The organism is Arthrobacter phoenicis (assembly GCF_047238215.1).
GTDB lineage: Bacteria > Actinomycetota > Actinomycetes > Actinomycetales > Micrococcaceae > Arthrobacter.
The window spans coordinates 2,365,903-2,378,838 of record NZ_JBDFMK010000001.1 but is presented as its reverse complement, the minus strand read 5'-3'; the positions used below and the strand labels follow the sequence as shown (position 1 = coordinate 2,378,838).

10 protein-coding genes are annotated in these 12,936 nt (G+C 70.4%); 1 reads left to right on the top strand and 9 read right to left on the bottom strand.

Annotated elements, in window-relative coordinates; genetic code table 11:
- Positions 1–58 precede the first annotated feature (58 nt).
- Together ABC337_RS11190 and ABC337_RS11185 are read right to left on the bottom strand one after the other, a co-directional pair.
- Complete coding sequence (locus tag ABC337_RS11190) at positions 59–2,131, bottom strand: PhoX family protein (protein WP_412883891.1); 2,073 nt, start codon at positions 2,129–2,131, stop codon at positions 59–61.
- A 115-nt stretch (positions 2,132–2,246) separates the two neighbouring features.
- Positions 2,247–3,275: an o-succinylbenzoate synthase gene (locus tag ABC337_RS11185; protein ID WP_412883892.1), complete on the bottom strand. Its 1,029-nt coding sequence runs from the start codon at positions 3,273–3,275 to the stop codon at positions 2,247–2,249.
- A gap of 97 nt (positions 3,276–3,372) precedes the next feature.
- Here ABC337_RS11185 and ABC337_RS11180 point away from each other — a divergent pair, with 97 nt between their 5' ends.
- Positions 3,373–4,287 (top strand): phosphatase PAP2 family protein, encoded by a 915-nt coding sequence (locus tag ABC337_RS11180; RefSeq protein ID WP_412883893.1) that lies wholly within the window; start codon positions 3,373–3,375, stop codon positions 4,285–4,287.
- A 55-nt stretch (positions 4,288–4,342) separates the two neighbouring features.
- On the opposite strand, the gene ABC337_RS11175 is transcribed toward ABC337_RS11180, so the two are convergent.
- The 7 genes from ABC337_RS11175 to ABC337_RS11145 all read right to left on the bottom strand — a co-directional run bounded on the left by ABC337_RS11175 (position 4,343) and on the right by ABC337_RS11145 (position 12,844).
- Positions 4,343–5,557: an MFS transporter gene (locus tag ABC337_RS11175; protein ID WP_412883894.1), complete on the bottom strand. Its 1,215-nt coding sequence runs from the start codon at positions 5,555–5,557 to the stop codon at positions 4,343–4,345.
- Between the two features lie 90 nt (positions 5,558–5,647).
- Positions 5,648–6,382 carry a GAF and ANTAR domain-containing protein gene (locus ABC337_RS11170; RefSeq protein WP_412883895.1) on the bottom strand — a complete coding sequence of 245 codons (735 nt, stop codon included), beginning with the start codon at positions 6,380–6,382 and terminating at the stop codon, positions 5,648–5,650.
- A gap of 16 nt (positions 6,383–6,398) precedes the next feature.
- On the bottom strand, positions 6,399–7,751 hold the full coding sequence (locus ABC337_RS11165; RefSeq protein WP_412883896.1) for a MinD/ParA family protein: 1,353 nt from the start codon (positions 7,749–7,751) through the stop codon (positions 6,399–6,401).
- 264 nt (positions 7,752–8,015) lie between these two features.
- Entirely contained in the window at positions 8,016–8,831 is an 816-nt protein-coding gene (locus tag ABC337_RS11160) for an MBL fold metallo-hydrolase (RefSeq protein ID WP_412883897.1), read from the bottom strand.
- Positions 8,832–8,904: 73 nt separating this feature from the next.
- Complete coding sequence (locus ABC337_RS11155) at positions 8,905–10,515, bottom strand: dihydrolipoamide acetyltransferase family protein (protein ID WP_412883898.1); 1,611 nt, start codon at positions 10,513–10,515, stop codon at positions 8,905–8,907.
- 2 nt (positions 10,516–10,517) lie between these two features.
- Entirely contained in the window at positions 10,518–11,630 is a 1,113-nt protein-coding gene (locus ABC337_RS11150) for an alpha-ketoacid dehydrogenase subunit beta (RefSeq protein WP_290256071.1), read from the bottom strand.
- Positions 11,627–12,844, bottom strand: a complete 1,218-nt coding sequence (locus ABC337_RS11145; RefSeq protein WP_412883899.1) for a thiamine pyrophosphate-dependent dehydrogenase E1 component subunit alpha — start codon at positions 12,842–12,844, stop codon at positions 11,627–11,629. Before ABC337_RS11145 ends, ABC337_RS11150 begins: the two co-directional genes overlap by 4 nt.
- Positions 12,845–12,936 lie beyond the last annotated feature (92 nt).

The following is a 12,936-nucleotide window of genomic DNA, read 5'->3' as shown; positions in this document are numbered from 1 at the left end:
CGGAGAACGCCCGCGGGGCCGGCCCGGTGAGCCGGCCCCGCAGGCGCGGGGGGGACGGCTAGTTGCCGCCGCGGAAGACCTGGACCACCGACGGGCGGGGAATCCGGGCCTGGCCGGGCTTCGGCGCCGCGCCGGCCCGCACGTAGTCGGGGAAGGCGGAATGCTGGTCCGCAAAAGTGCCCTCCTCGCCCGGGTGCTGGACGGCAACGAAGACGCGGCGTTCGTCGTCGTGGATGACCGGCCCGCAGGTTTCGGCGTCCCGGGGCACGGCGAGGAACTGCTCCACACGGCCGCGCTCGGAGCCGTCGAGGGTGACCTTGAACAGGCCGTCGGCGTAGCCGGTGCTGGAGGGGGCGCCGTCGGTGGAGATCCACAGGTTGCCCACCGAGTCGAAGGCCACGTTGTCCGGGCAGGAGATCGGCGAGACCTGGCTGGCCGGGAAGCCGGCGAAGTACGCGGAAGGGTTCCTGGCGGGATCGCCGCAGACCATCAGCAGGTTCCACGTGAAGGAGGTCGAGGTCTGGTCCCCGGTCTCGGAGATCTCGACAATGTGTCCGTCCCGGTTGATGGCGCGGGGGTTGACCTCGGTGGGGCCTTCCTTGCCGGCCTTTCCGCGGTCCGTGTTGTTCGTGCAGACCACGTAGACCTTGCCCGTGTGCAGGCTGGGCTGGACATCCTCGCAGCGGTCCATCTTGGTGGGCCCCACCTTGTCCGAGGCGAGCCGGGTGTAGACGAGGACCTCTTCCACGCTCATGCCGGGGACCTTGGACTGGCCGCCCACCACCAGCGGCAGCCAGTCACCGGCACCGTCGAAGGCGCCGTCGGCCGGCAAGGCACCGGAGCCGTCGATCTCCGCCGCGGGCGAATCTCCGGAGAACCGGGCGACGTAGAGGTCGCCCTCGGTGAGAAGGGTCATGTTGTGCGCCCGGTCGCCCTCCCGGTAGGTGTCCCGGGAGACGAACTTGTACAGGTAGTCGAAGCGTTCGTCGTCGCCCATGTAGGCGACGACGTGGCCCGAGGCGGCGACGATAACGTTGGCCCCTTCGTGCTTGAAGCGGCCCATCGCGGAGTGCTTGCGTGGCGTCGACGTGGGGTCAAGCGGGTCCACCTCGACGATCCAGCCGAAGCGGTTGGCTTCGTTCTCGAACCCGGGGTTGCGGGTGTCGAAGCGCGGGTCATCGAGCTCCCACTGACGGGCCGTGGGCTTGTTGGTCAGGCCGTAGCGCTTGTCCGCCGCGGACGTTCCCGCGGCGACGAAGTAGCCGTTGAAGTTCTCCTCGCCGGAGAGGATGGTCCCCCACGGGGTGGTGCCGCCGGAGCAGTTGCCCAGTGTTCCCTTGATGGTCCGTCCGGCGGGATCCGCGGCGGTGCGGACCAGGGCCGAGCCGGCGGCGGGACCGGTCAGTGCGTACGCCGTGTCGGTCAGGAAGCGGCGGTTCCGGGGCGCGCCTTTGACGTAGGTCCACGGTTTGGTGGTGTTCTGGCGCTCGAGTTCGACGACGGTGAGTCCGTGGGCGGCGCGGCCGAGGGCGCGGGCCTCGGCGGGGTCGAAGCCGGCCGGGAGCATGATGTTTTCGTTGGTGTACTCGTGGTTGGTGAAGAGCACGGCCCGGCGATTCTTGGCGTCGATGGGCAGGATGTCCGTGTAGTCGTTGTTGTAGCCGAACTGGCGGGCCTGGGCCGCGGCGCTTTGGCGGTCCACGTCGAAGTCCGGCGCATCGGCGAAGAGCGGATCCCCCCACCGGATCACCGGCTGCCAGGTGAACCCGGCGGGGACGGTGAGGGCATCGACGGCGGCGTCCACCGGGGCGATGGCGGTGAACTGCAGCTTCGAGGGGCCGAAGCCTGCCTTCGCGGCGCCGGCGAGTCCGGCCCCCTTGCCTTCCGTCCCGCTGATGGCGGCGTTGCCGAAGACGACGGCGAGCGCACCGGCGGCCCCGAGTCCGAGGGCGGAGCGGCGGGACAGGGTGGCTGAGGCGATGTCGCGGAAGTAGGCGTTGGAGCTGGTGTTGCAGACTTCACCGGAGCACGCGTTGTCGCACTTCAGGGCGCAGGTGACGGGGCTTCGCTTGCCCTTGGTGTGGCCGAGCATCGGCAGCAGCGGGAAGGGGCGTCCGGGACGTTCAGGCATGGCGGACCTTTCGAGAGGGTGGGGGTGCGGTACCGCCCACCCTGTCACCGGGACGCAACGTCCCGGCGGCCCGGCAGTGAAGTTCCGGTGAACTTCCTCAGTGAACCCTGGGAGCCTACCGAGTGCCGGCCAGCTCCCCGTACACCCGGCGGAGGCGGTCCACCCACCAATCGCGGCGCTCCGGGGACGCGGCGTGCTCCTCCAGCAGGGCCGGGTCCGCGGCCACGTCGCGGAGGTCGATGGCGCCGTCGTCGGGCACCAAGGAGTCACGGGTGACGTCGGCGGCCAGCAGCGAGACGGTGCCCAGGCCGCAGGCGTAGGGCAGCTCCGGCAGGCTGGCGGCGAGCGCCAGGCCCGCGCGGATGCCGACGGAGGTGTCCAGGGCGGAGCTGACGACGGCGGGGAGCCCGGCGGCGGCGACGATCTCCAGGGCGCGGCGCACTCCCCCGAGCGGGGCCACCTTCACCACGATCAGGTCCGCGGCACCGGCCCGGGCGACCTTGAGCGGGTCCTCTTCCTTCCGCACGCTCTCATCGGCGGCGATCGGCACCGGCACGCCCGCGGCCTTGAGCCGGCGGCGCACCGCGGCGAGGCCGGCGATATCGGGGACGGGCTGCTCGGCGTATTCGAGGCCGACGCCGGCGAGCCGGGTCAGGGCGGCCACGGCGGAGTCGACGTCCCAGCCGCCGTTGGCGTCGACCCGGACCGCGGCCTCAGGCAGGGCGTCCCGCACCGCGGCCACCCGGGCGGCGTCGTCCTCGAGCGTCTGCCCGGCTTCCGCGACCTTGATCTTGACGGCATCCACGCGGCCGAAGCGGGCCAGGATCTCCGGGACCCGCTCCGCGGAGATGGCCGGGACCGTGGCGTTGACCGGGATACTGGTCCGCAGCGGCTCCGGGAAGCCGTGCCAGCCGGCTTCGATGGCGGCGGCGAGCCAGCGGGAGGATTCGGCGTCGCCGTACTCCGGGAACGGGGAGAACTCGGACCAGCCGGCGGGTCCGTGGAGCAGCAGGGCCTCCCGGGTGGTGATGCCGCGGAACTTCACCCGCATGGGCAGGCTGACCACCCTTGCCGCGGCGAGGAGTTCGTCGAACCCGCCGGGGTTGAGCGGGAGCGGGGCGGGGTCCGGGACGCTGGTGGGCATGGCTGTACTCTACCGGCGGCCACCACCCCGGGCCGTGCGTCACCGGGCACCTCCGCCCTACCGCCCAGCGGAGTCAAAGGGTTCTGTGGGAACCTGTATGACGATGAGTTTTCGGTTCAAGAGCACCAGCCACGCGCTGACGGCTGCCCTCTTCGTCGTCGGCACGCTCGGTTGCGCGGTGGCCCTGGCGGCGACCTATCTTTTCTTCGTGCGCACCACCACCGGGCAGTTCATCGACGAGTCCGCCCTCGTGGAGGCGGTGCAGCTGTACGGCACCGCCGGCAAGGCGGCCACGCAGTTCCTGGACTGGCTGCCCGCGCTCTCCCTGCTGATCGCCACGCTGGTGGTCCTGGTGGTCACCGTGGTGAAGCGGCGCTGGGCGGCGGCGGGCATCGCCGTCGCAGCCGCCGTGGGCGCGAACCTGACCACCCAGCTGATCAAGAACCTGGTGCCGGACCGGCCCTACCGCGGGATCGAGACGCTGGAGCTGAATTCGTTGCCGTCCGGGCACACCACGCTGGCCGCGTCCGCCGCGGCCGCGGTCTTCCTGATGTCCTCGCCGCGGTGGCGCCCGCTGGCCGGGTTCCTCGGCGGCACCTTCGCCGTCGCCACCGGAGTCTCGACGCTGATCAACCAGTGGCACCGCCCGGCCGACGTCGTGGCCGCCTTCCTGGTGGTGGGCATGTTCACGCTGCCGGCCGGTTGGCTGGTCATGCGGACGGGTGCGCGGTGGAACGGCTGGGAGGGGTACAACCGGCATTGGGCCTCGGTGCGGCTGTGGGTTGCCCTGCCGGTGCTCGCCGGGCTGGCCTCGGCGGTGGTGGCGGCCTACTCGCTGTTGAAGATCGCCCCCGGCCCGGGCCAGGAGGGCAGCACCACCAACTACTTCTGGGCGGGCACGGCACTGATCGTCATCACCGGCTACCTCGCCACGGTGGCAGGCGTGTGGCTCTTCGGCCACGCCGCGCTGCGCCTGCGGCCGCGGCGCCCCGCCCAACTGACTCGCAGCTAAGGCCGTTTTGAGACCTCATAACGGCCTCATCTGCGAGTCAGATGGGTAAGGGAAGTCAGTAGTTCCGGCGGTGCTTCAGCCGGGGAATGGTGATGGCGAAAACTATGGCGGCGGCGAAGCCCAGCACGCCCGTGGAGGCCACGCCGGCGCCGAGTGAGGCCAGGGCGGTGACGCCGGAGAGCAGCACGGGCCCGCCGGTGGATCCGGCGTCGGCCAGGAACCGCCAGATCCCCAGGAACTGGCCGCGGCCGTTGTCGGGCGAGAAGTCGGCGCCCAGGGTCATGTTCAGCCCGGAGCTGATGCCGTTGCCGAAGCCGATCAGCAGCGAGGCCAGCAGTAACCCGACGAACCCGGCGCTCAGGGGGATCAGCAGCATCGCGGTGCCCATGATGAGGGTGGACGGGATGGCCACCCATTGCCTGCCCTTGCGGTCCATGAGCCTGCCGGCCGGGTAGAACACCAGCATGTCGATCGCCCCGGAGATGCCGTAAATCAGCGACGCCTGGGTGGCGTCGAGGCCCAGGTGCTCGGACCAGAGCGGGATCACCACCTGCCGGGAGGCCCGCAGCGCGCTGAGCAGCAGCACGCCCATGCCGATGGTGAGGAAGACCCCGGCGTGGGAGGCCGCGACGCTGCGCATGGTGGCCGCCTGCACGGGGGCGCCGGCGTCGTCCGCGGCCGGGGCTTCGAGGTCGGGGATGGTCAGCGACAACGCGGCCGCGGCGGCCATGCCGACGACGCCGGCCCAGTACGCGGCGGGGATGCCGCCGAACTGCATGACGGCGGCACCAATGAACGGGCCGATGAAGATGCCGATCCGATTTACGCCGCCCAGGCTGGACAGGGCGCGGGCGCGCAGGACCACTGGGACGGCCTCGGTAAGGTATTTCTGCCGGGCCAGGCTGAAGACGCTCGCGGCCATCCCGACCACCACCATCGACGCGGCCAGCAGCCAGAGACCGTGCGGCGCGAACGGGGCCAGGGCCGCCCCGACCAGGGCGACGGCGCTGGCGGCAGCTGCGCCGACGATCGCCCAGCGTTCGCCGAAGCGGAGGGTGATCACGGATGCCGGCAGGTTGAAGAACCAGGAGCCCAGCCCGATCAGCGTGACGATCAGCGCGGCGACGGCCACGGAGGCGCCGAGATCGCGGGCGGACAGGGCCACCACCGGCAGGATCGCCCCCTCCCCGAAGCTGAACAGCAGGGCCGGCCCGAACGCGGGAACGGCGATGCTGCGGAGGCTGAAGGGGGCGGTTTCTGTGCTGGTCATCCCCTTCATCCTAGGTCCGGGGTACCGGCCGGGAGGGTGTCCGGCGGTGTGTGACATCCGCCATGGAAACGTGTCGGCGCCGCCGGGGACCTAGCCGTCGAAGTGAGTGTGGACCTCGTCGGAGGTGACGCTGCCAAGGATGTCCGCGGCGACCACGCGCAGTTTCTGGTTGCGGTTGCTGGAAACGCTGGTGAGGATCCGCATCGCCTCGTCCTGGGAGCAGCGGTTCTGCGCCATCACTACGCCGCAGGCCAGGTCGATGGTGGTGCGGTGCTCCATGGCGGCCTGCAGGTCCTCGGCCCTGCCCTGGGCGGTGCCGATCCGGACGGCCAGCCGCAGCGCCCGGCCGGCAATGTCGGCCAGTCCGGCGGCCTCGGAGACCACCTCGGTGGTGAAGACGCCGGTGGCGGGGGCGAAGAAGTTCAGTGCGGCGGTGGAGTCATCGCCGATTTCGAGCGGGACGCCCAGGCTGCTGCGGCAGCCGTGGGCCGCCAGCTGCTTCTGGTACGCCGGCCAGCGAGGGTCCGTCACGACGTCGGCCAGCAGGATGACCTTCTTGGTCCGCAGCGCCTCGATGCAGGGTCCGTCGCCCAGGCTTTGCTCGATCTGGTCGAGGGCGACGGCGGTGCTGCTGGAGCCGGCCACGGTCATGGTTTTCCGGCGCCGCTGGAGCGTGACGCCGCATTCGATGTCGATCCCTGCGAAGTGGGTCAGCGTCGAAGCGGCGAATTCCGAGAGGCCGTCCAGGAAGTCCTCGACGGTTTCGGTTCCTGCAACAAGCTCCTGCAGGTGTGCGGTGGCGTCGTCCCCGACGTAGTTGCTCATGGCCTAAATGTAGCGGCTAAACGTACCCGTCCACGATTGCGGCCGCAATCTCCCGGTAGGCACGGCGGGTCTCGGGGCGCAGCGCGTCCAGGGTGACCAGGTCGCCGTCGGCCACGCCGCGGTCGTGGGGCACCGCGATCAGCTGCCGGCAGATGCCGGAGAGGTGGTCCTCGATGGCGTCCTTGTCTACGCGGGAGGACACCTCGTCCTTGTCCGTGATGACCACGACGGCGTTGCGCGCGAGGTCCTCGTAGCCGTGGTCTGCCAGCCAGTGGAGGGTGCTGCGGGCACGCTTGGCGCCGCTGACCGCGTAGCCGGCGGCGATGATGAGGTTGTCCGCGGACTGCAGGATCCCGCTCATGGCGTTGTGGGTGACGCCGGTGCCGCAGTCCGTGAGGGCCACGGAGTAGTAGCCGGAGATCAGCTTGCGGATGCGCAGGTATTCCTCGGCGGTGAGCGAATCCGAAACTTCCGGGTCCTGCTCGCCGGCGATCAGGTGCAGGCGGCCGGCGTGGTGCATGTAGCGGGCCAGCGCGGTCAGCGAATGGATCGAGTCGACGTTGCGGAGCAGGTCGCTGATGGTCCGCGGGGTCTGCTGCTGGTAGATGCCCTCGCCCAGGGCACGCTCCACCAGGTCGCCGGAGTCCGGGTTGGCATCGATGGCGCAGGGCGGATCGCCCCGGTATTCGGCCAGGGTCAGCCCGACGCCCACGGTGGTGGAGGTCTTGCCGATGCCGCCCTTGAGGCTCAGCACGGCGGTGTTGTAGCTGCCCTGCAACTGGCGCGAGATGCGGCGGGCGAGCTCGTCCTCCTCGCGCTGCTTGGCGCTGGGGCCCAGGTTCAGGCTGCCGCCGGTGAGCTTGTAGAGCGCACCGCGCAGGCCGCCGACGGGCCGGGGCTTCTGTTCGCGGACGAACAGGCCCGGGGAGTTGATGAAGTCCGGGGCGGGTTCGCTCAAGGCAGCGGCGCGCAGCCCGGCGCGGGTGGCCCGTGCGGGCGGCGGCGGGACGGTTCCGGATTCGGCGGGCTGGACTTCGTCCGACTCGTCCAGATCTGCCGGTTCCTCGGCCGGGGCTGCCGACGACGGCGGCGCGACGGGCTGGCGGGGCGTGGCCGGCTGCTGGGCGGGCTGTTCCGGGGCGAGCCGCCGGAAGGCCGGCTGGCCGGCGTCCGGTTGCTGGACGGGCTGTTCCGGGGCGGGTCGCTGGGCGGCCGGGACCTGCCGGATCACGGGGTTGGTGCCGGTGGCGGGGTTGCCGAAGCGCTCGTCGGCGGCTTCCGCGGCCTGGGCCCAGGAGCTGCTCCGGACCGGCGCCGGGCGGGCCGGCGCTGTCGCGTCGTCGGAGGCGCGGGGGTTGATGACCGGCATGGTTCCTGTCCGGGCAGCGAAGTCGTCGTTATCGCCGCGACGAAGGTCGCGGCGGCGCCGGAGTTCAGGCTGTCCTGAGTTTTCAGCAGTGGCAGCTGAGTTGTCTTCCACCGGTTCGGGCATAAGTTGGTTTCTCCCCCAGGACCCGCAGCGGTGACCGTTGCGGCGCGTGTTGGAACTTCTTTCAAGGACCCAGTCTAGGTGCAGTAGTGCGCACCCTTATCTTCTGTCACTACAGGACGGCCCAAACCGGCGCCGCGGAGGCTAGTGGTGGGCGCGGGTTTCCTGCAGCCGGCGGATGAACCAGCGCGACTGTTCGGGGCCGTAGGGCAGGATGGGGATGGCCTTGGTGGCGTCGTTGGGAGTCTCCCGGGTGGCCTGGGTGGCCTGCCGCACCGCGGTGCTCATGGTGTTCGCCATGGTCTTCACGAACTGGTCGCTGCAGGGTTCCCCGTGGCCCGGGATGAGGAACTCGTACCGGTGGCGCAGGGCGGAGATGTGCCGGAGCGCGTCTGCCCACTCCTCTGGGTAGGAATCCTCGAAGGACGGGTGCGCGCCCTGCTCCACCAGGTCGCCGGCGAAGAGGGTGGTGGACGTGCCCACCAGCAGGTCGCCGTCGGTGTGGCCGCGGCCAAGGAAGAACAGGGTGGCGCTCTGGCCGCCCAGGTCCACCAGGACGGGCTGGTCCTTGACGATCGCGTTCGGCACCACCAGTTCCACGGCGCCGCCCTCGGCGGCCGCCATCTCGGGTTCGGCGGCCGCGACCAGCCGGCGCTGGGCGTCCCCGTTCCCCTCAATCTCCGCCGCGCAGTTCTCGTGCGCCCAGAACTCGGTCACGCCGTCGTCTGCGAACACGGCGTTGCCGAAGAAGTGGTCGTAGTGGGCGTGGGTGTTGACCACTACCAGCGGCAGGTCCGTCTTTTCGCGGACGGCGTCGAGGATTTCGCGGCCCTGCCGGGGCCCGCCGCCGGTATCGATCACCATGGCACGTTCGGTGCCCACAATCAGACCCGTGTTGAGCAGCGATCCTTCGGTGGTCAGAACGTAGTTGTCCTGGCCGACTTCGAGCCATCGTGACATGAAATCTCCGTAGTCCGACGCTTGGTCGGCGTGGTTGGTGCGATGTTCAGGGCTCGATTCTACCCACCGGCGCTTAGAGATCCGCCAGCACGGCTCCCGGGTTTTCAATCGCGTCCGCGACGTAGCGCAGGAAGCCGCCCGCGGTGCCGCCGTCGCAGACCCGATGGTCGAATGTGAGCGTGAGCTCGGTGACCTTGCGGACGGCGAGCTCCCCGTCGACCACCCAGGGCTTGTCGATAATCCGGCCGACGCCGAGGATCGCCACCTCGGGGTGGTTGATGATCGCGGCGGAGCCGTCGACACCGAAGACACCGTAGTTGTTCAGCGTGAAGGTACCGCTGCCCAGTTCCGCGGGGGTGGCCTTGCCCTCGCGGACGACGGCGGTGAGCCGGCGGATCTCGGCGTCCAGTTCACGGGCGCTGAGCTTGTCGGCGTTCCGGACAGACGGGACCATCAGGCCGCGGTCCGTTTGCGCGGCGAACCCGAGGTTGACGCCGTCGAACGCCACGATCTCCTGGCCGGTTCCGCCGTCGACGTCGCCGGTGGTGACGATGCGAGTGTTCAGCTCCGGGTACTTCCTGAGGCCGGCGGTGACGAACCGGGCAATGAAGGCGAGCAGGCCCGGAGTGTGGTGCGGGTCCGCCTTCTTGAGGCCGGCGCGCAGCTCAACCAGCGCGGTCGCGTCCACGTCCACCCAGACGGTGGCCTCGGGGATTTCCGAGCGGCTGCGGCTCATGTTCGCGGCCACGGCCCTGCGCACGCCGCGCACCGGCGTCCGGCCGGTGATGCCGAGCCCGGTCCGGGAGTCGGTGCCGCCGGTAGAGGTAGTTTCCGGTGCGGAGACCGGTGCGGGCTGCTGTGCGGCCACGGCCTGTTCTCCGGCCGGCGCAGGGTTGATGGCCGCCTCGACGTCGCGCCGCATGATCATCCCGCTGGTCCCGGAACCTTGGAGTCCCCCCAAATCAACCCCATGGTCCCGGGCCATCCGCCGAACCAGGGGGGAAATCACTGCCCCCAGCTTCCCCGGCACCCGGGTCCGCATGAGGATCAGCTCATCGGCGGCCTTCTCGGCCTCCGAAACCTGGACGGCCCCGGCATCAATCCCGGAGGCCCGCTTAGGAGCCCGCGTCCGCCGGGCAACCCCATGCCCGCCCGGAGTCCCGTACCCAATGAGCACGTTCCCCGACCCGGCCTTCTCCTCCTCGCGGTACGTCTCGGCGGCAGCGGCGGCCGGCGATTCGGCCACAGCAGCCGGCGACGCGCCCACCGACTCCGCCGACGCAGGCAATGCCGCCCCGGGAGTGGCATCGGGCCTGTCGGAGCCGGCAGCATCGTCCGAAGGACGGATGCTGCCCGGCGAAGGGGCGGGGGCGGCATTGCCTGTGGCGGCGCCACCGGAAGCAGCCCCACCGGAAGCAGCGGCAACCGAAGCAGCAGCCCCAACCGGAGTCACCGAAATCAGCGGCTTCCCGACGTCGAGCGTCTGGCCGGGCTCGCCGTGCAGCACGGCGACGGTGCCGGCGTACGGGGAGGGGACCTCGACCATGGACTTGGCGGTCTCCACCTCGGCGATGGGCTGGTCGACGCGGATTTCGTCACCTACGGCGACGAGCCAGTTGACCAGTTCGGCTTCGGTGAGGCCTTCGCCGAGGTCGGGCAGGAGAAATACTTTCGGTTCGCTCATGGTCAGTCTTCCCACTGGAGGTCGTCGACGGCGTCGAGGATGCGGTCCACGCCGGGCAGGTAGTAGTGCTCGAGCTTGGGTGCCGGATAGGGCACGTCGAAGCCGGTGACGCGCCGGATCGGGGCGGCGAGGTGGTGGAAGCAGCGTTCCTGGACCCGGGCCACGATCTCGGAGGCGACGGAGGCGAAGCCGTGGGCCTCGGCGATGACGACGGCGCGGCCGGTCTTGCGGACGGAGGCGGCGACGGTTTCGTCGTCGAACGGGACGATCGAGCGGACGTCGATTACCTCGAGGGATCGGCCCTCCTCGGCGGCGGCCGCGGCGGCGGCGAGCGCTGTGGGGACCGAGGGTCCGTAGGCGATCAGGGTGGCGTCGGTGCCGGGGCGGGCGACGGCGGCGCGGCCCTCGGAGGAGGTGCCCCGTGCGGCGTTGGCGTCGTGTTCGGCCCGGAGCGCGCCCAGGTCCACCTGGTCCTTGGACCAGTAGAGCTTCTTGGGTTCCATGAACATGACCGGGTCGTCGGAGTCGATGGCCTCGCGGAGCATCCGGTAGCCGTCGGCCACCGTGGCGGGTGTGTAGACCTTGAGGCCGGCGGTGTGGGCGTAGTAGGCCTCGGAGGAGTCGCAGTGGTGCTCGACGCCGCCGATGCCGCCGGCATAGGGCACCCGGATGACGATGGGCAGCTTCAGGGCGCCCTTGGTGCGGTTGTGCATCTTGGCGACGTGACTGACGATCTGTTCGAAGGCCGGGTAGGCGAAGGCGTCGAACTGCATTTCGATGACGGGACGCATGCCGTTCATCGCCATGCCGACGGCCATGCCCACGATCCCGGATTCGGCCAGCGGGGTGTCGAAGCAGCGGTTCTGCCCGAAGGTTGCCGTCAGTCCGTCGGTGATGCGGAAGACGCCGCCGAGCATGCCGACGTCTTCGCCGAAGACCAGGACGGAGTCGTCGGCGCGCATGGCGTCAGCCATCGCGGTGTTGAGGGCCTTGGCCAGGGTGAGGGGCTGGGGACCGGTCTGCTCGGCTTCGACGGCGGCCTTGGCGGCGGCGCGGGCGGTGGCTGCGCTGACGTTGCCGTTGGCCTCGGAGGAGGTGGTGACGGTGGGGCTCATCGTGCGGACTCCTCGGAGGTTGCTGCGGCGTCGCGGGCCAGCTCGTCGGCGAGCTGCGCGGACTGTTCCTTCAGTTGCGGGGTGGGGGTGGAGAAGACGTAGGAGAAGAGGTCCTGCGGGTTCACCGGGACGTCCTCGCCCAGTCCCTCTCGGAGCTGGGCGGCGACCGCCTCGGCGCGGTCGGCGATCCGGGCGGCCCCGGCGTCGTCGAGCAGTTCGCGCCCCGTCAGGTAGGTCCGCATCCGGGTGAGCGGGTCCTTGGCCAGCCATTCGGCCACCTCGCTGTCCTGGCGGTAGCGGGTGGCGTCGTCGGCGTTGGTGTGGGCCTGCATGCGGTAGGTGTGGGCCTCCACCAGCAGCGGGCCGGAGCCTTCGCGGGCCAGCTTCACGGCCCGGCCCAGCACGGCGAGCAGCGCCACCAGGTCGTTGCCGTCGACGCGTTCGCCGGCCATGCCGTAGCCCACGGCCTTGTGCGCGAGCGACGGCGCCACCGACTGGTGTGCCAGCGGCACGGAGATGGCGTACTGGTTGTTCTGGACGAAGAAGATCACCGGGAGGTGGAAGACGGCGGCGAAGTTCAGTGCCTCGTGGAAGTCCCCTTCGCTGGTGGCGCCGTCGCCGCACATGGCGAGGACCACGGTGTCCTCGCCGCGCAGCTTGGCCGCGTGGGCGACGCCGACGGCGTGCAGCAGCTGGGTGGTCAGCGGCGTGCACTGGATCCCGACCTTGTGCCTGGCCGGGTCGTAGCCGCCGTGCCAGTCGCCGCGGAACAGCGTCATGGTCTGGACGGGGTCCACGCCGCGGGCCATCACGGCCACGGAGTCGCGGTAGGTGGGGAAAATCCAGTCGCCTTCGGCGAGGCAGAGGGCGGCGGCCACCTGGCAGGCTTCCTGGCCGTGGCTGGAGGGGTAGACGGCCATCCGTCCCTGCCGGACCAGCGCGGAGTTCTGGTCGTTGACCCGGCGGCCGACGACGAGCTCTTCGTAGGCGGCGAGCAGTTCCGCGTCGCCGGGGAGTCCGTATTCGTGGCCGGGCTGGGCGCCCTGTTCGGTGTGCGCGTTGGGTGTCCCGTCCGGGCTCACCATCTGGATCGGGTGCCGGGCGGGCAGCATGTAATCCTCGACCGTGATCCCGAATTTGCGTACCGCCTCGCTGGCGGCGCTGCCCTGCCGGGTCTCGGATTCCTGTGCAGCGGAGTCCGCGGAGATCGTCATTGGTCCGTCCTTCTGTAGCCACTATTCGCACCAAGTATGCTTCCGCGGACGCTTTCGTATCCACACCCGGGCGAAATCGTGGAGACTTCATC